This window comes from Xanthobacter agilis, from assembly GCF_021730435.1.
Lineage (GTDB): Bacteria > Pseudomonadota > Alphaproteobacteria > Rhizobiales > Xanthobacteraceae > Xanthobacter > Xanthobacter agilis.
In genome coordinates, this window is the sequence record NZ_JABWGX010000015.1 from 46,858 (window position 1) to 63,174 (window position 16,317).

Here is a 16,317-nt window from a genome sequence, read left to right on the forward strand (position 1 = left end):
TTGGGCGGCGTGCCGCTTGGACTCAGGCGGCCTTCCTGGCTTCCTGCTCCGGCGACCAGAGGCCCTGTGCCGCCAGCGAGTTCATTTCGGCGCGATGGGTGAAGGCGGCCTGCGCGGCGGCCACGTTCTCCACCTTGCCGGACCATGCCTTCTGCGGCGCGGCCTGAAGGGCGCGGCCATAGGAATAGGTGAGCGCCCACGGCAGGCCGCCCAGCTTGACCATGGCATCGAGGTGGGCGGTGGCCTCCTCGTCCGACTGGCCGCCCGACAGGAAGGCGATGCCCGGTACCGCCGCCGGCACGCAATTCTTGAGCACGCGCACGGTCTTGAGCGCCACTTCCTCGACCGAGGCCTGCACGGTGGCCTTTTTGCCTGGCACCACCATGTTGGGCTTCAGCACCATGCCTTCCAGGCGGACGCGCTGATGGTAGAGCTGATGGAAGGTCTCCTTCAGCACGAACTCCGTCACCGCATAGCAGCGGTCGATGGAGTGGTCGCCGTCCATCAGCACTTCGGGCTCGACGATCGGGACGATGCCGGCCTCCTGGCACAAGGCGGCGTAGCGGGCCAGCGCCTGGGCGTTGGCCTCGATCGCGCCGCGGGAGGGGATGCCGGCGGCGATGTCGATCACCGCCCGCCACTTGGCGAAGCGGGCGCCGAGGTCGCGATATTCCTTCAGGCGGCCGGCGAGGCCGTCGAGCCCCTCGGTGATGGTCTCGCCCGGGCAGAAGGGCAGGGGCTTGGCGCCCGCGTCCACCTTGATGCCGGGCAGCGCGCCGGCCTGCTCGATGAGGGCCACCAGCGGCGTGCCGTCGCTGGCCTTCTGGCGCAGGGTCTCATCATAGAGGATCACGCCGGAGATGTAGTTCTGCATCGCCTCGGTGGAACGGAACAGCAACTCGCGATAATCGCGGCGGTTGGCCTCCGTGGATTCCACGCCGATGGCATCGAAACGCTTCTTGATGGTGGCAGTGCTCTCGTCAGCGGCGAGGATGCCCTTGCCGTTGGCCACCATCTTCTGAGCGTTCGTGTCGAGCTCAGCCGTCATGATTCTCCGTCCTGCCTTGGCGGTCTGTAGGGTTCGTTCAGAGTGTTCGCAAATGTCCCTGGCGCGGGCCGGGCCCGAATCAGGGAAGCGGGGCGGCCGGGGGGCCGCCCCGGAAGGTCACGCGGACGCGCCGGGTTTCAGGGCCTCGACACCCGGAAGGGCCTTGCCCTCCAGCCATTCGAGGAAGGCGCCGCCAGCGGTGGAGACATAGGAGAAGTCGCAGCCCGCCTTGGCGTGGTTGAGCGCCGCCACCGTATCGCCGCCACCGGCCACGGAGAGCAGGCGCCCGGCCTTGGTGAGGGCTGCCACCTCCTTCGCCACCGCCACCGTGGCGGCATCGAAGGGCGGCAGCTCGAAGGCGCCGAACGGGCCGTTCCAGACCACCGTCTTTACGCCCTTCAGCTTCTCGACCACCTGGGCGACCGACGCGGGACCGGCGTCGAGGATCATCTCGTCGTCGGCCACATGGTCCACGTCCACCACCCGATGCGCGGCGTTGGCCTTGAACTCTTTCGTCACCACGGCATCCACCGGCAGCACGATCTCGCACTTGGCCGTCTTGGCCTCTTCGAGAATGGCGCGGGCGGTGTCGCCCAGGTCGTGCTCGCACAGCGACTTGCCCACCTTGTGGCCCATGGCGGCCAGGAAGGTGTTGGCCATGCCGCCCGCGATCACCAGGATGTCCACCTTATGCACGAGATTGCCGAGCAATTCGAGCTTGGTGGAGACCTTGGCGCCGCCGACCACCGCCAGCACCGGGCGCTCGGGCGCCTCGAGCGCCTTGGTGAGCGCGTCGAGCTCGCCCTGCATGGATCGGCCGGCATAGGCCGGCAGCACCCCGGCGAGCCCCGCCGTGGAGGCATGGGCACGGTGCGCGGTGGAGAAGGAGTCGTTCACATAGACATCGCCAAGGCTGGCGAGGGCCTGGATGAACTCCGGTGCGTTCTTCTCCTCGCCCGCATGGAAGCGGGTGTTCTCCAGCACGATCACATCGCCGGCGGCGAGCCGGGCGATGGCGCTCTCGGCGGCGGCGCCGACGCAGTCGGAGGCGAACGCCACGCTATGGCCGAGCTGGGCTTCCAGCGCCTTGGCGAGGGGGGCGAGAGACTGGCTCTCGTCCCGGCCCTTGGGACGCCCGAAATGGGAGATCAGGACCGCCTTGCCGCCCTTCTGCGTGATCGCGCGGATGGTGGGCAGGATGGCCTTGATGCGGGTGTCGTCGGTGACGCGCCCGCAGTCCATGGGGACGTTGAGATCGACGCGGACCAGCACACGCTTGTGCGCGAGGTCGGCGTCGTCGAGGGTGCGGTAGGCGATCATTTTCGCGCCTCCCTCGCCCATCAACCGAGCTTGCCCATGGCGACGGCGGTGTCGCTCATGCGGTTCGAGAAGCCCCACTCGTTATCGTACCACGAGAGCACACGCACCAGCGTGCCGTCCATCACCTTGGTCTGGTCCAAATGGAAGGTGGAGGAGCGGGGGTCGTGGTTGAAGTCGATGGAGACGTTCGGCTGGTCGGTGATGCCGAGAATGCCCTTCAGCGGCCCTTCGGAGGCGGCGGCGATGACGGCCGCGTTGATCTCCTCCTTCGTGGTCGCGCGCTTGGCGATGAACTTCAGATCGATCACCGAGACGTTCGGGGTTGGCACGCGGATCGAGGTGCCGTCGAGCTTGCCGTTCAGCTCGGGCAGCACCAGACCCACCGCCTTGGCGGCGCCGGTGGAGGTGGGGATCATGGCCATGGCCGCCGCGCGAGCGCGGTAGAGGTCCTTGTGCATGGTGTCCAGCGTGGGCTGGTCGCCGGTATAGGAGTGGATGGTGGTCATGAAGCCCTTTTCGATGCCGACCGCATCGTTGAGGACCTTGGCCACCGGCGCCAGGCAATTGGTGGTGCAGGACGCGTTGGACACCACCAAGTGCTCGGGCGCGAGCTTGTCGTGGTTCACGCCGAAGACCACCGTGAGATCGGCACCTTCGGCGGGGGCGGAAACCAGCACCCGCTTTGCGCCGGCCGTCAGATGCGCGGACGCCTTCTCCTTAGACGTGAAGATGCCCGTGCATTCGAGGGCGATGTCCACGCCCAGGGCCGCGTGGGGCAGCTCGGCCGGGTTGCGCACGGCGGTGACCTTGATGGGCCCGCGGCCCACGTCGATGGTGTCGCCGGCAACCGTGACGGTGGCGGGGAAGCGGCCGTGCACGCTGTCGAAACGCAGCAGGTGCGCGTTGGTCTCCACCGGGCCCAGATCGTTGATCGCCACCACCTCGATATCGGTGCGGCCCGATTCGATGATGGCGCGCAGCACGTTACGGCCGATGCGTCCAAAACCGTTGATGGCCACCTTGACGCTCATTTTCCATCCTCCATAGCCGGCTTCTCAGCACGGCTCGATCTTGTGGGCGCGGCTGCGGAAGTTTCCGCGCCGCTGCGACTGTCGCGCCCGCCGCGCGCGGAACTCAGGCCTGCCGGAGCTTGTCGAGGGCGGCCTCCGCCACCTTCTCCGCAGTGATTCCGAAATGGGCGTAGAGATCCTTTGCTGGCGCGCTGGCGCCGAATGAGGTCATTCCCACGAAGGCGGCATCCGAACCGACGATTTCGTCCCACCCCATGCGGATGGCGGCTTCCACCGCCACCTTCACCGGAGCGTCCCCGATCACCTTCGCCCGCTCTGCGGCGGACTTTGCGAGGAACAGTTCGAACGAGGGGACGGAGACCACGCGGGTGGGAACACCCTGGGCCTCCAGAAGCTTCCGGGCCTCCACGGCGAGGGAGACCTCCGAGCCGGTGGCGAACAGCGACACCTTGGCCGCGCCGCTCGCCGGAGCGATCTCATAGGCGCCGGCGGCGCTCTTATTCTCCTGCGTCGCGTCGGTGCGCAGCAGGGGCAGGTTCTGGCGCGACAGGATCAGGGCCGAGGGGCCACCGGTGTGCTCGATGGCGATCTGCCAGGCTTCCGCCGTCTCCACCGTGTCGGCCGGGCGCAGCACCAGGAGGTTCGGGATGGCGCGCAGGGCCGCCAGATGCTCCACCGGCTGGTGGGTCGGGCCATCCTCGCCGAGGCCGATGGAATCGTGGGTCAGCACATGGATCACCCGCGTGCCCATGAGGGCGGCGAGGCGGATCGCCGGCCGGCAATAGTCGGAGAAGACCATGAAGCCGCCGGAGAAGGGCACAAGCCCCTTGTGCAGCGCGATGCCGTTCATGGCCGCCGACATGCCATGCTCGCGCACGCCCCAGTGCATGAACGAGCCGGAGAAGTCGTCCGGCGTGACGGACTTGGCGCTCTTGGCCTTGGTGTTGTTGGAGCCGGTGAGGTCGGCCGAGCCGCCCAGCAGCTCCGGCATCACCGGAACCAGGATGTCGAGCACCGCCTCGGACGATTTGCGGGTGGCCACGGCGCCGCCGGCGGCCACCGCCTTCGCCTTGGCTTCCACCACGGCCGCGAGGAAGCCCTGCGGCAGGGTGCCGGAGATGCGCCGCTCGAACTCGGCGCGCAGCTCCGCGGGGGCGGCGGCGAGGCGCTTTTCCCAAGCTTCGCGATCGGCGTGGCCTTTGGCGCCCGCCGCGCGCCAGTCGGCGGCGACGTCCTCGGGGATCTCGAACGGACCGGCTTCCCAGCCCAGGGCGGCGCGGGTGGCGGCCACCTCTTCCTTGCCGAGGGGCGAGCCGTGGACCTTCTCGGAGCCGGCGCGCTTGGGCGATCCGTAGCCGATGGTGGTGCGGCAGGCGATGAAGGTGGGCTTGTCGGAGCCCTTGGCCGCTTCAACGGCGGCGAGGATGGCGTCCGGATCGTGCCCGTCCACCTCGGCGGTGGCCCAGCCGGAGGCGGCGAAGCGCAGGAGCTGGTTGGTGGAGGTGGAGACCGAGGTCGGGCCGTCGATGGAGATGCGGTTGTCGTCCCACAGCACGGTGAGCTTGGAGAGCTTAAGGTGGCCGGCGATGTCCGCCGCCTCCTGGCTGATGCCCTCCATGAGGTCGCCGTCGGAGCACAGCACATAGGTGCGGTGGTTGACGAGGTCGGCGCCGAAGCGGGCGGCGAGCGCCTTCTCGGCGATCGCCATGCCGACGGCGGTGGCGATGCCCTGGCCGAGCGGGCCGGTGGTGGTCTCGATGCCCTCGGTGACGAAGTTCTCCGGATGCCCCGGCGTCAGCGATCCGAGTTGGCGAAACCGCTTGATCTCGTTGATGGTCACCTGCTTGTAGCCGGTGAGGTGCAGCACCGAATAGAGCAGCATGGAGCCGTGGCCCGCGGACAGCACGAACCGGTCGCGATCCGCCCAGTTCGGCTGGGTGGGATCGAATTTCAGCACCCGGCTGAACAGGACGGTGGCAATGTCCGCCGCGCCCATGGGCAGCCCCGGATGACCGCTGTTGGCGGCTTCCACGGCGTCGATGGACAGAAACCGGATGGCGTTGGCCATACGATCGTGGCGGGTGCGGTTCGACATGAGCCCCTCAAAAAAATGCGGCTTGCGCTGTGGGCCCGTCCGGCGGGCCTCGCCCGGTCGATCAAGCAGTCTGTGGCCTGCTCTCCGGCGCTTGCCATGGCGGCTGTCTAGATAACAGCGCTCTCGGGGGTGTCAAACGCACCTCGTCCCTGGCGTCAAGCGGGTTGTCGCTCCGGCTCTCCGCGTTTGATCGTCGCGCCGATTGCCGAAAGGGCATCGCTCGCCCTCCGCGAGAAGGTATTGGGACCGTTTGGGCGGTATTCTGCTGCGCCATTGTGCCGCCAAACACTTTAAGAAACAAGAACGGCGCGTTTGTGGTGAGCGTCGCGGTTCCACGTGCGGCGCCGACCGGGCGGCGTGAACATCCTGGTAAGTCTGATGCAAAAATTCATCCGCGCATTCTGGTTGACAACTCGGGGGGTGGTGGCGCGGAGATCATCGACTCAGCTACACTTTTGCCATGTACGCGCTGAAGCAACGTCTCCCGCTCGAGGACGCCCCCATTGCGGCGGCGACCCGGCGCCTCCACGCCGCCCTCGATTCGCTGACCGACGCGCTGGATCGCCGCCGGGACGCGGATCGCCATCAGGCCGCGTTGCAGGCGCAGCTCCACGCGCTCGGCAACGACCGGGCGCGGCTGGCCGCCGAGCTCGACCGCAGCCAGGCGGAAGCCGGGCAGGTGGGCGAGGTGGCGCAGGAGGTCATGCGCCGGCTGGACGTAGCCATGTCCACCATCCGCGACGTGCTCGCGACTCACGGCGGCTGATCGCTCATGCCCCATGTGTCCGTCACCATCGCCGGTCGCCAGTATCGGATGGCCTGCGATGAAGGGCAGGAAGAGCATCTGGTGCGGCTCGCGCACGACATCGACAGCCGCATTTCGCAATTGCGCACCGCCTTCGGCGAGATCGGCGACCAACGACTGGTGGTGATGGCCGCCATCACCATCGCCGATGAACTGGCGGAGTCGAGGAACCGCATCCGGGCGCTCGAAAGCGACATCGAGGGCCAGCGCGACGCCCGCGCCTCCGCGCTGGAGCGCATCCAGGCCAGCGAGGGGGACGTGGCGCGCACCATCGAGGAGGTGGCCGAGCGCATCGAGCGCCTGGTGGCGCAGCTGGTGCCGCGCGAGAAGGGCACCATCGGCATGGGCTGAGCCCTGCCTCTCCCGATCATCGCGATCCGAGGGATAACTTCGCGCGGGGCTGGCGCCGGCGCCTAAAGCTTCCTACATTGGTAAGGCGGGGCTGCGGGGCTCGTTAGGAGACATATCCCCGGGGCCTTATCGATCCTTAAGGGAGCTGTCCCTGACCTCGTCCCTGGACGGGGACACACGGCGCCCACCTACGCTGTAGGTTTCCCGGGATCGACCTCCGACGGTTTTGTGGCTCCGCACGCTTCCATGCAGACGATGGCTTCCTCCCAAGATTTTCGCCTTGAAAAGGCGCAGCTGCGCGCCGAAGCGCTGGGGCGGCGCTCCGAGATGAGCGCGCTTGACCGCGCGCGGGCCGCAGTCGAAGCCACCGCCAATGCGCTGTCGCGGGTGCCGGCCTTCCAGTCGCCCGAGGGGCGCCGGATTGCCCTGTTCGCCTCCTTCCGTGATGAGATCGACACCCTGCCCCTGGCCCGCGCGCTGTGGGCGAAGGGGGCCCTGCTGGCGTTGCCGGTGATCGTGGGGCGCGAGCGGCCGCTCCTCTTCCGGAGCTGGGCCGAGGGGGCGGAGCTTCAACCCGCCGGCGCGTTCTGTATCCCCACGCCAGGTCCCCAATGCCCGGAGCTGGTGCCGGACGTGGTGCTGGTGCCGCTCGCCGCATTCGACCGGCGCGGCTTGCGCATCGGCTATGGCGGTGGCTTCTACGACCGCACCCTGGCCGGCCTCCGGCAGCGGGGAGCGGTGACGGCGGTGGGCTTTGCCTTCGCCTGCCAGCAGGTGGCGTGCGTGCCGGCCGAACCCCATGACGAAGGCGTGGATGTGATGGTAACGGAAGCGGAGGCGTTTCGCTGCGGCGACGAAGACGGGATCTGACGGATGCGCATGCTCTTTCTCGGCGATGTGATGGGCCGCCCCGGGCGGGAGATCGTGGGCGCGCGCCTGCCCGGCCTCGTGGCCTCCTGGAAGCTCGACCTCGTGGTGGTGAACGGGGAGAACGCCGCCGGCGGTTTCGGCATCACCGAGGCCATCTATGAGGATCTGCTCGCGGCCGGCGCCGATGCCATCACGCTGGGCAATCATTCCTTCGACCAGCGCGAGGCGCTGGTTTTCATCGATCGCGCGCCGGCTTTGGTGCGGCCCTTGAACTATCCGGCCGGGACCCCCGGCCGTGGCGCCGCCCTGGTGGAGGCCAAGAACGGCGCGCGGGTGCTGGTGCTCAACGTGATGGGCCGCATCTTCATGGACCCGCTGGATGATCCCTTCGCGGGCCTCGACCGGGCACTGGACGGTGCCATGCTGGGCGAGGTGGCCGATGCGGTGGTGATCGACGTGCATGCGGAAGCCTCCAGCGAGAAGCAGGCGGTCGGCCATTATTGCGACGGGCGCGCCTCTCTGGTGGTGGGCACCCATACCCATGTGCCCACGGCGGATCATCGCATCCTTACCGGCGGCACGGCCTTCCTCACCGATGCCGGCATGTGCGGCTGCTATGACGGGGTGATTGGCATGGACAAGGAGGAACCGCTGCGGCGCTTCACCCGCAAGCTCGCTTCGGGCCGCTTCGAGCCGGCCAGCGGGCCGGCAAGCCTGTGCGGCGTGGCGGTCGAGACCGACGACCGCACCGGGCTTGCGGTGAAGGTCGCGCCGGTGCGGCTCGGTGGTAGCCTGGGCGAGGCGCGGCCGGCGTTCTGGGAGAATTGACCCGGATCGGCCGCGGCGACCGCCGCTTCGGCGTTCGCCAGCTTGCCCATCTCCCCGGCTCCCGCCTATAAGGCCGGCTCCAGTCAACGCAATTGATCCGAGCGGCGCGGCGCCGGCGGCGCGCGGGATCGCTCCATCAAGGGAAGGTGACGGCCATGGCCGGGCATTCACAATTCAAGAACATCATGCACCGCAAGGGCCGTCAGGACGCGGTGCGGTCCAAGCTGTTCTCCAAGCTCGCGCGCGAGATCACGGTGTCGGCCAAGATGGGCCTGCCGGATCCGAGCATGAATGCGCGTCTGCGGGCCGCCATCCTTGCCGCCCGCGCCGAGAACATGCCGAAGGACAATATCGAGCGCGCCATCAAGAAGGCGGCCGGGGCCGATACCGAGAACTACGAAGAGATCCGCTACGAGGGCTATGGTCCCGGCGGCGTCGCGGTGATCGTGGAGGCGCTGACCGACAACCGCAATCGCACCGCCTCGGAAGTGCGCTCCTTTTTCACCAAGTCGGGCGGCAACCTTGGCGAAACCGGCTCGGTGTCCTTCATGTTCGATCGCGTCGGCCTGATCGAGTATGACGCCAAGAAGGCGGATGGCGACGCCATGATGGAAGCCGCGATCGAAGCCGGCGCCGATGACGTGTCCTCCGACGAGGACGGGCATGAGGTGGTGTGCGCGGCGGAAAACCTGGCCGAAGTGCAGAAGCTGTTGGAAGCCAAGTTCGGCGAGCCGCGCAAGGCGGCGCTGGTGTGGCGGCCGCAGAATACCGTTGCGGTGGATGATGACACCGCCGAGAAGCTGCTGCGTCTGGTGGAAAATCTCGAAGACAATGACGACGTGCAGACCGTGACGGCGAATTTCGAGCTGTCCGAGGCCATGCTCGCCAAGCTCAGCGCCGAGTAAGGCTCGATCCCGTCCTGGGTGTCCCGGCCCTTTGATTCCCGGCCGGTCCGCGGAACGCGGACCGGCACCGATTGCTCGTCGTCTGTCCTTTAGTAAGGCTGCGCGACAGGGGCGTTCGGGCCGCGGCACCTCGTGCCGCGGGCGTGGCTCGCGGCCGTCGCGCGGAGCGCGGGCCATCTTGCGGGTCGGGCGGAAGAGAAGCCCTCTGGGCGTCCCTGCGGCGCGGCGCTTCCGCATGTGAGCGGGGCTAATTGGACGCGACCCAGGCTGATGGGCGGCGTTGATGTGTCGCTTGGTGGGGCCCGCCGGCCCGGCGTCAGGCGCCGGATCGAGGGGGCAGGCTCAGGCCGCGAGCGTTTCGGCGATGCCCTTCAGCTCTTCGATGGCCGAATCGATCTCGCCGCGCTGGCGTTCCAGCTGGGCGAGCTGCTTCAGGCACCGCTCGCGGGTCAGGGCGAGGCCGTTCGCCGCACCGGATTCCGCGGCCGGCGTACCGGTCTTCGCCGCCACCAATGCGCGGATCTCGGCCAGGGTGAAGCCGAGCTGCTTGCCCTTGAGGATGACCGTGAGACGCTCCCGGTCCGTCGCCGAATACAGGCGGGTCATGCCGTCGCGGCGCGGCGACAGAAGGCCCTTGTCCTCATAGAAGCGCAGGGCGCGCAGGGTGGTGCCGAATTCCCGGGCGAGGTCGCCGATGGTGAAGGCCTCCTCCGCGGGGGAAGAAGGCGGGGCAAGGGGCGCTGCCGCGGCGGCATGGCCCAGGGCGTGGGCGACATCGTAGGTCGTAGCATCCATAAATAGTCACTCCCGTGTCACAGGGCAGGGGGTTGCGCCTGTGAGATTGCGGTCCTGTTTCGCGGCTCCCGCTGACGCTTGGTGACGAACTGGGGGCCTGTTCTGTTCGATCGCGGGGCCGATGGCCGCCAGGGCGGCGGTGGATAGCGGTCAACCATCCATTCGCCGTTCAGTGCGACATCCTGCCGAACGCTCTCGTTGTGACGGTGTCGGCCGCGCAGCCGCCTTGGGGCTCCTCCGCGCCTCTGATCCCGGCCATCCGCCAGCGGGTGCGGACGCCGGTTGCCGGGGCCGCGGTGGGTTCGCCGCTGCGAGGCGTGGCGCGGAAGACAAATTCCGTTCCGTTACGCAAACTTTTTAGCGCAGCGATGCCGAATGGGGGGAGAGTCAACGGGCTACCGTAGGGGAAAGTAACCGTTACCTGAACCTGAAAACATGGGCGTTTCCTGGATTTAACGGCCCATTTACCATGACGGCCGGATGCTGCATTGAGCGAATCACGCATTGCGGCCATGGTAAATGAGCACCAAGATGGGGCTCCTCCAGCCGCAGGGAGGCGGGCATGGAGCGGATGGAGCGTATTCAGCGCACGGCTTCGGCCGCAGCCGCCGCTGCGCCTCGGCATAGCCTGGGAGGTAGCCGCGGCCGGGACGGCTGGCCGGGCGATCTGGGCGGCGACACCGTGGGTGGAGACACTGGGGGTCGAGATTGGGGGCGTGGCGACGCGGCCGGCGGCGGCGCGTGGCGCGACCGGGCTGCTGACCCGCAGATGGCCGTCGACACGCTGCGCGCCGAGGTGGGCCAATTGCAGCGCCGGCTGGCGCAGGCTGCTCCGCGCCGCGCGGTGGTGGAAATGGACCGCGCCATCAGCCTGCTGCACAGCCGGGTCGAGGAATTGCGGCAGACGAGCGGCGGGGCGGGGCACGGCTCGGGTCCGGAGGACATGGCCTATCTGGCGGAGGAACTGCTGGATCTGCGCACGTCCCTCGACACCATGCGGGCACCGGAGCGCTTTCAGGCGCTGTCGGCGGGAGTCGAGATGCTCTCGCGCAAGATCGACATCCTCAATGCGCGCGCCGTCGACCCGGTCGAGGTGGCGCGCCTGCAGGCGCAGTCGAACGAGCTGAAGTCCCTGGTGACGCGGATGGTGTCGGGCTCCGGCCTTCAGCCCCTCGCCGAGCGTCTTGCCGCCTGCGCGGAGGAAATCGCCCGCAGCAGCGATGCCGCCGCGCAGCGGGTGGCCGATGCCACCTCCACCTTCGAACGCAACGCGGAAGCCGTCATTCGCCGGGTCAATGCCTACGAGGCCAGTGTCCATGAGGCACGCAACGCCACGGCGCAGGACCTGCGCCGAGATGTGGAAGCCAATCTGCACGGCATCCACGACCGCCTCGACAAGGTGACACAATACCTCGCTTCGCTCTCTCCCGCCGCCGGTTCGGAGCTGGCGGCCCATGTGACCGGGCTTCTGGAGCGCCTGGATGCGGCCAAGGCCCGTGACGCGGCGGCGGCGATCCCCCTTGCGGAGGTGGTGGAGCGCCATCTTTTGGCGCTGACGGACCGTTTTCAGGATGCATCCGCCCGCCTGGAGCGACTGGACGGCATCGAGATCACCCTGACGGAGATGATCGACGAACTGCGGCGGGTCCGGGAGGTCTCCAGCGAGGCCACTCAGGAAGCTGTGGAAGTGGCGGTGGAGGCAGTCAGCCGCAAGGTCTCCACCGATCCGGCCGGCCCGGCGGTGGTCGGCCTCAAGCGCGGGCTTGCCGCGCTGGAGGCCCGTCAGGCGGAGGTGGAGCGTCGGGCTTCCGAATTGCTCGGCGAAACCCTCGCCCGCGAGATCGAGGACCGGACCGTCGTCCTGGGTCGCACCGGCGATGACGCCTGGGCTCCGCATCCGCTCGTCGAGGACGAGCCGGGTGAGCCGGATTTTGCCGCCTATGGCGACGGAGGCATCGATCGCGATCCGCTGGCGGACGACGCGCCTGCCGCAAGCGCGGAGGCGGCGTTCGAGCCGGAGCCGCACCATGCGCCGGTTGTGGAGCCGCGGCTCCCGCCGGAACCTGCCGCCGCCGACCTCGGGGACATCCGCCCCGATCCGATGGCGGCACCGCGCCCGAAGAGGGTGAGTCGCGGCCGACGGGCGCCCGCGGATATCCAGTTCGCGTCCCCGTCCCGTGGCCAGGATGCACGGCCGCAGGTGGAGCGGCGCACCCGCCGGGTCGGGCACGCGCCCCTTGCGAAGGTGTCTCCGGCGGTGATTGCCGTTGCCGGCCTCGCGCTGCTGGCCACGGTCTCCGGCGCCACCGCCTGGGTTCATCGCGACGCCATTGTTGCAATGGCGCAGCAGGCTGCGCATCAGGTGAAGGTGGCGGCGGCGACGCCCGCGACGCCGTCGCATCCGGACGAGGTCGCCGCCGCCGCGAAGTCCACGGCGCAATTGCCGGCGCCCATCGGTCCGCAGGCGCTGCACATGGCGGCTTTGGACGGCAATCTGGCCGCGGCCTACGAGGTGGGCGTGCGGTTTGCCGATGGGGTCGGCGTGGACCAGGACGTGGATGCCGGCATCAAGTGGCTCGGCTATGCGGTCTCGCGCAGCTTCGCGCCGGCCGCCTACCGGCTCGGCAGCCTCTACGAAAATACCCTGCACAACATGGACGAGGCCTATCGCTTCTATAAGTGGGCGGCCGAGCAGGGCAATGTGCGGGCCATGCACAATCTGGGCGTGCTCTATTCCCAGGGCATCGCCGGTGCGCCCGACTGGAGCGAGGCCCTCAAGTGGTTCCGCAAGGCCGCCAATCTGGGCCTGAAGGACAGCCAGCATAATCTGGGCATCATTTTCGCGCGCGGCTTCTCCGGCACCAGCGACCTGGCCGAAGCCTTGACCTGGTTCAACATCGCCGCCCGCCAGGGCGACCAGGACAGCGCCGACAAGCGCGACGCGCTGGCCCGCGAGGCGGACGAGGTGGTGCTCGCCCGCGCCAAGAAGGCCGCCGACGCCTTCGTGCCCAAGCCGATCAACGAGGCGGCGAACGTGGTGGCGGTGCTGCCCGAGTGGAATGCCAGTGAGGCCGGAGAGCATGTGGCGGCCAACACGATGGCCACCAACACCCTCGCCTCCAACACCCTCACGTCGGGGGCGGCCTCGGCCAGCACCGTCCTGTTTTCCGGGAATCTGCTGGCGAGCAAGCACTGAGATCGTTGCCGCCGGGGGATCTCCCGGCGGCCCATTTCCGCGGATCTCCCATCTCCGGCGCGGGGCTTTCCTCGCGGTCGCGGGCGGCGCACCTTGGGCATCATGACCGTCACTCCGATTCGTTCCCGCCGCGCCGTGCGCATCCTTGGCCTCGATCCCGGCCTGCGCCGCACCGGCTGGGGGGTGATCGAGGCGGAGGGGCCGCGCCTGCGGTATGTGGATTGCGGTGCCATCCTGCCTCCGGAGGACGCGCCCATGGGCCAGCGTCTTGCCGAGCTGCATCACGGCCTCATGGCGGTGCTCGAACGCTACCTGCCGGACGAGGCGGCGGTGGAAGAAACCTTCGTGAACATGAACCCCTCGTCCACCCTGAAGCTCGGGCAGGCGCGCGGCGTGGTGCTGCTGGCGCCGGCCCTGAAAGGGCTGAGCGTCGCCGAATACGCGCCGACCCTGGTGAAGAAGAGCGTGGTCGGGGCCGGGCGCGCGGAAAAGGCGCAGATCCGCATGATGATCGGCATTCTCCTGCCGCAGGCGGCGCCGAAGAGCGAGGATGCGGCCGATGCCCTTGCGGTCGCCGTCACTCACGCCCATCATCGCAGCGCCGTGACGCAGGTGCGAGACGCCCTCTAGAGCATTTTTATCGCAATTTCAGACGCAAAACCGCTGCACACTTTTGCTGAAATTGCTCTAGTCGTCGCGGCGGAATGATCGGACGTGCGGGTGGGGGACCGGCAGATGATCGTGGGGCATCTGGCGCTTCTGGTGGCGGCCCTGTTCACCGGGGCGGCACTTTATATCAATGTGGTGGAACAGCCGGCGCGGCTGCGCCTCGCGGCGTCGGCGGCCCTTGGCGAATGGAAGCCGTCCTACCGGCGCGGCATCCTCATGCAGGCGAGCCTGGCGCTGTTGGGATCGGCGCTCGGCGCCGTGGCCTTCTGGCAGACCGGGGATTGGCAATGGCTGGCGGGCGGGGTGCTGCTGCTGGCCAACTGGCCCTATACGTTGATCGGCATCATGCCCACCAACCGGCGCCTGCTCGCGGCGCGCGACGAGGACGCGGGGGAGGACACCCAACGGCTCATCGCCAATTGGGGTCAGCTGCACATGGTGCGCACCGGCTTCGGCGCGGTGGCGAGCTTCGTCTTCCTGTGCGCCGCGCTGGCCTGATACAAGGGGCGAACATGGCGCGCCTGCTTCGCGCCATGCTCGGGCGGCCGCGCGGGCCGGCCTGAGCTGAGGAACCCATATGATCGGCAAGCTCAAGGGCGTGGTGGACACCGTCGCCGAGGATCACCTGATTCTCGATGTGCACGGCGTCGGCTATCTCGTGCACTGCTCGGCGCGCACCCTGCGCGACCTGCCGCGCACGGGGGAGGCGGCGAGCCTCGTCATCGAGACCCATGTGCGCGAGGACATGATCCGTCTTTACGGCTTTGGCTCGGAGGCGGAGCGGGATTGGTTCCGCCTGCTTTTGACGGTGCAGGGCATCGGCTCCAAGATCGCGCTGGCGGTGCTCTCCACCCTGCGGCCGAGCGAACTTGCCCAGGCGGTGACACTGGCGGACAAGACCATGATCGCCCGCGCCCAGGGGGTGGGGCCGCGGGTGGCGACGCGCATCGTCACCGAGCTGAAGGACAAGGTGCCGGGCGGCGGCCTGTCCGCCGACATGGGGCTGCCCGCCATCGCCGGCGACGCGGCCATCGTGGGCGAGGGCGGGCCGGTGGCGGACGCCATCTCGGCCCTGGTGAACCTGGGCTACGGCCTGCCGCAGGCCAATACAGCGGTCGCCGGGGCCATGCGCGCGGCGGGGGAGGCGGCGACCACCGAGACGCTGATTCGCCTCGGGCTCAAGGAACTGGCGAAATAGGGGCACGGGGGCGACGGTTTGGCGATCGGCCCCGGTCGTGTCACTTTTTGAGTGACTTTCATGATACAGCGCGATTCACGGGGGCGACGGGCCGCCCGTGCCACAGGCAGTCCACATGAACACCCGCCGCCTCGTTTCGAGCGAAAAGCGCGACGATGACGCCGAGCTCCACCTGCGGCCCCAGATGCTGGGCGAGTTCGTGGGGCAGGCGCAGGCGCGCGCCAATCTCGATATCTTCATCCGGGCCGCCCGCGCGCGCGGCGAGGCCTTGGACCATGTGCTGTTCGTCGGCCCGCCCGGCCTCGGCAAGACCACGCTCGCCCAGATCATGTCACGGGAGATGGGGGTGGGCTTCCGCTCCACCTCCGGCCCGGTCATCGCCAAGGCGGGGGACCTCGCGGCCATCCTCACCAATCTGGAAGAGCGCGACGTGCTCTTCATCGACGAGATCCACCGCTTGTCCCCGGCGGTGGAGGAAATCCTCTATCCTGCCATGGAGGATTATGAATTGGACCTCGTCATCGGCGAGGGGCCGGCGGCGCGCTCGGTGAAGATCTCGCTGCCCAAGTTCACGCTGGTGGGCGCCACCACCCGATCGGGCCTGCTCACCACGCCGCTGCGCGACCGGTTCGGCATTCCGGTGCGGCTCCAGTTCTATACGGTGGAGGAATTGGAGAAGATCGTGGTGCGCGGCGCCAAGGTGCTGGGCATCGCCATCGCCCCCGATGGCGCCACCGAGATCGCCCGCAGGGCTCGCGGCACGCCGCGCATCGCCGGGCGCCTGCTGCGCCGGGTGCGGGATTTCGCGCTGGTGGCGGATGCCGAGGCCATCGACCGCAAGATCGCCGATCGCGCGCTGTCCGCCCTGGAGGTGGACAAGGCCGGTCTCGATGCCATGGACCGGCGGTATCTGACGGTGATCGCCGAATATTACGGCGGCGGCCCGGTGGGGGTCGATACCCTGGCGGCGGCCCTCTCCGAGCCGCGCGACGCCATCGAGGAAATCGTGGAGCCCTATCTGGTGCAGCAGGGCTTCATCCAGCGCACGCCGCGCGGGCGGATGCTGACCGCCATCGCCTTCCGCCATCTCGGCCTGCCCGAGCCCCGGATCGATCCGGCGGCTGATTCGGCCGGCGCTGGCGCCTCCTTGCCTTTGTTTGACGAGGAGGGGTAGGTGTGTGCCCGGCTGCGGCCGGTTTCTCCTGC

General features: G+C 68.6%; 15 protein-coding genes and 1 other RNA gene. 11 read left to right on the forward strand and 5 right to left on the reverse strand.

Features of this window, described 5'->3' with window-relative positions:
• Positions 1-22: 22 nt before the first annotated feature.
• The 4 genes from HUW53_RS12375 to tkt all read right to left on the reverse strand — a co-directional run bounded on the left by HUW53_RS12375 (position 23) and on the right by tkt (position 5,494).
• A complete protein-coding gene (locus HUW53_RS12375; RefSeq protein WP_237346073.1) occupies positions 23-1,048 on the reverse strand; it encodes a class I fructose-bisphosphate aldolase in 1,026 nt (341 codons plus the stop codon).
• A gap of 117 nt (positions 1,049-1,165) precedes the next feature.
• The gene (locus tag HUW53_RS12380; RefSeq protein WP_237346074.1) at positions 1,166-2,368 is read right to left on the reverse strand and encodes a phosphoglycerate kinase; all 1,203 of its coding nucleotides are present in this window, start codon (positions 2,366-2,368) and stop codon (positions 1,166-1,168) included.
• A gap of 20 nt (positions 2,369-2,388) precedes the next feature.
• Positions 2,389-3,399 carry a type I glyceraldehyde-3-phosphate dehydrogenase gene (gene gap / locus HUW53_RS12385; RefSeq protein ID WP_237346075.1) on the reverse strand — a complete coding sequence of 337 codons (1,011 nt, stop codon included), beginning with the start codon at positions 3,397-3,399 and terminating at the stop codon, positions 2,389-2,391.
• Positions 3,400-3,502: 103 nt separating this feature from the next.
• Positions 3,503-5,494: a transketolase gene (gene tkt, locus HUW53_RS12390; protein ID WP_237346076.1), complete on the reverse strand. Its 1,992-nt coding sequence runs from the start codon at positions 5,492-5,494 to the stop codon at positions 3,503-3,505.
• Positions 5,495-5,954: 460 nt separating this feature from the next.
• Between tkt and HUW53_RS12395 the strand changes: the two genes are divergently transcribed.
• The 6 genes from HUW53_RS12395 to HUW53_RS12420 all read left to right on the forward strand — a co-directional run bounded on the left by HUW53_RS12395 (position 5,955) and on the right by HUW53_RS12420 (position 9,253).
• Positions 5,955-6,260, forward strand: coding sequence for a DUF4164 domain-containing protein (locus HUW53_RS12395; protein ID WP_237346077.1), 306 nt, complete (start codon positions 5,955-5,957; stop codon positions 6,258-6,260).
• A gap of 6 nt (positions 6,261-6,266) precedes the next feature.
• Positions 6,267-6,650 carry a cell division protein ZapA gene (locus HUW53_RS12400; protein ID WP_237346078.1) on the forward strand — a complete coding sequence of 128 codons (384 nt, stop codon included), beginning with the start codon at positions 6,267-6,269 and terminating at the stop codon, positions 6,648-6,650.
• 85 nt (positions 6,651-6,735) lie between these two features.
• Positions 6,736-6,889, forward strand: a non-coding RNA gene (gene ssrS / locus HUW53_RS12405) — 6S RNA.
• A 16-nt stretch (positions 6,890-6,905) separates the two neighbouring features.
• Complete coding sequence (locus tag HUW53_RS12410; protein ID WP_272904214.1) at positions 6,906-7,520, forward strand: 5-formyltetrahydrofolate cyclo-ligase; 615 nt, start codon at positions 6,906-6,908, stop codon at positions 7,518-7,520.
• A 3-nt stretch (positions 7,521-7,523) separates the two neighbouring features.
• Positions 7,524-8,348, forward strand: coding sequence for a TIGR00282 family metallophosphoesterase (locus HUW53_RS12415; RefSeq protein ID WP_237346080.1), 825 nt, complete (start codon positions 7,524-7,526; stop codon positions 8,346-8,348).
• Positions 8,349-8,503: 155 nt separating this feature from the next.
• A complete protein-coding gene (locus tag HUW53_RS12420; RefSeq protein WP_237346081.1) occupies positions 8,504-9,253 on the forward strand; it encodes a YebC/PmpR family DNA-binding transcriptional regulator in 750 nt (249 codons plus the stop codon).
• 342 nt (positions 9,254-9,595) lie between these two features.
• Here HUW53_RS12420 and HUW53_RS12425 read toward each other — a convergent pair whose 3' ends face one another.
• Entirely contained in the window at positions 9,596-10,048 is a 453-nt protein-coding gene (locus tag HUW53_RS12425; RefSeq protein ID WP_237346082.1) for a MerR family transcriptional regulator, read from the reverse strand.
• Positions 10,049-10,817: 769 nt separating this feature from the next.
• Here HUW53_RS12425 and HUW53_RS12430 point away from each other — a divergent pair.
• The 5 genes from HUW53_RS12430 (at position 10,818) to ruvB (ending at position 16,285) form a co-directional block, all read left to right on the forward strand.
• Positions 10,818-13,244 (forward strand): tetratricopeptide repeat protein, encoded by a 2,427-nt coding sequence (locus HUW53_RS12430; protein WP_237346083.1) that lies wholly within the window; start codon positions 10,818-10,820, stop codon positions 13,242-13,244.
• Between the two features lie 102 nt (positions 13,245-13,346).
• A complete protein-coding gene (gene ruvC, locus HUW53_RS12435; protein ID WP_237346084.1) occupies positions 13,347-13,874 on the forward strand; it encodes a crossover junction endodeoxyribonuclease RuvC in 528 nt (175 codons plus the stop codon).
• A 105-nt stretch (positions 13,875-13,979) separates the two neighbouring features.
• Positions 13,980-14,411: an anthrone oxygenase family protein gene (locus HUW53_RS12440; protein ID WP_272904221.1), complete on the forward strand. Its 432-nt coding sequence runs from the start codon at positions 13,980-13,982 to the stop codon at positions 14,409-14,411.
• A gap of 79 nt (positions 14,412-14,490) precedes the next feature.
• Entirely contained in the window at positions 14,491-15,111 is a 621-nt protein-coding gene (gene ruvA / locus HUW53_RS12445; RefSeq protein WP_237346085.1) for a Holliday junction branch migration protein RuvA, read from the forward strand.
• A gap of 115 nt (positions 15,112-15,226) precedes the next feature.
• Complete coding sequence (ruvB, locus tag HUW53_RS12450) at positions 15,227-16,285, forward strand: Holliday junction branch migration DNA helicase RuvB (protein WP_237346086.1); 1,059 nt, start codon at positions 15,227-15,229, stop codon at positions 16,283-16,285.
• Positions 16,286-16,317: the final 32 nt, after the last annotated feature.

What these genes read in the sequence shown, in the direction of transcription:
- HUW53_RS12375 (WP_237346073.1), bottom strand. Translation starts at nt 1,048, where the DNA reads ATGACGGCTGAGCTCGACACGAACGCTCAGAAGATGGTGGCCAACGGC.
- HUW53_RS12380 (WP_237346074.1), bottom strand. Translation starts at nt 2,368, where the DNA reads ATGATCGCCTACCGCACCCTCGACGACGCCGACCTCGCGCACAAGCGT.
- gap (WP_237346075.1), bottom strand. Translation starts at nt 3,399, where the DNA reads ATGAGCGTCAAGGTGGCCATCAACGGTTTTGGACGCATCGGCCGTAAC.
- tkt (WP_237346076.1), bottom strand. Translation starts at nt 5,494, where the DNA reads ATGTCGAACCGCACCCGCCACGATCGTATGGCCAACGCCATCCGGTTT.
- HUW53_RS12395 (WP_237346077.1), top strand. Translation starts at nt 5,955, where the DNA reads ATGTACGCGCTGAAGCAACGTCTCCCGCTCGAGGACGCCCCCATTGCG.
- HUW53_RS12400 (WP_237346078.1), top strand. Translation starts at nt 6,267, where the DNA reads ATGCCCCATGTGTCCGTCACCATCGCCGGTCGCCAGTATCGGATGGCC.
- HUW53_RS12410 (WP_272904214.1), top strand. Translation starts at nt 6,906, where the DNA reads ATGGCTTCCTCCCAAGATTTTCGCCTTGAAAAGGCGCAGCTGCGCGCC.
- HUW53_RS12415 (WP_237346080.1), top strand. Translation starts at nt 7,524, where the DNA reads ATGCGCATGCTCTTTCTCGGCGATGTGATGGGCCGCCCCGGGCGGGAG.
- HUW53_RS12420 (WP_237346081.1), top strand. Translation starts at nt 8,504, where the DNA reads ATGGCCGGGCATTCACAATTCAAGAACATCATGCACCGCAAGGGCCGT.
- HUW53_RS12425 (WP_237346082.1), bottom strand. Translation starts at nt 10,048, where the DNA reads ATGGATGCTACGACCTACGATGTCGCCCACGCCCTGGGCCATGCCGCC.
- HUW53_RS12430 (WP_237346083.1), top strand. Translation starts at nt 10,818, where the DNA reads ATGGCCGTCGACACGCTGCGCGCCGAGGTGGGCCAATTGCAGCGCCGG.
- ruvC (WP_237346084.1), top strand. Translation starts at nt 13,347, where the DNA reads ATGACCGTCACTCCGATTCGTTCCCGCCGCGCCGTGCGCATCCTTGGC.
- HUW53_RS12440 (WP_272904221.1), top strand. Translation starts at nt 13,980, where the DNA reads ATGATCGTGGGGCATCTGGCGCTTCTGGTGGCGGCCCTGTTCACCGGG.
- ruvA (WP_237346085.1), top strand. Translation starts at nt 14,491, where the DNA reads ATGATCGGCAAGCTCAAGGGCGTGGTGGACACCGTCGCCGAGGATCAC.
- ruvB (WP_237346086.1), top strand. Translation starts at nt 15,227, where the DNA reads ATGAACACCCGCCGCCTCGTTTCGAGCGAAAAGCGCGACGATGACGCC.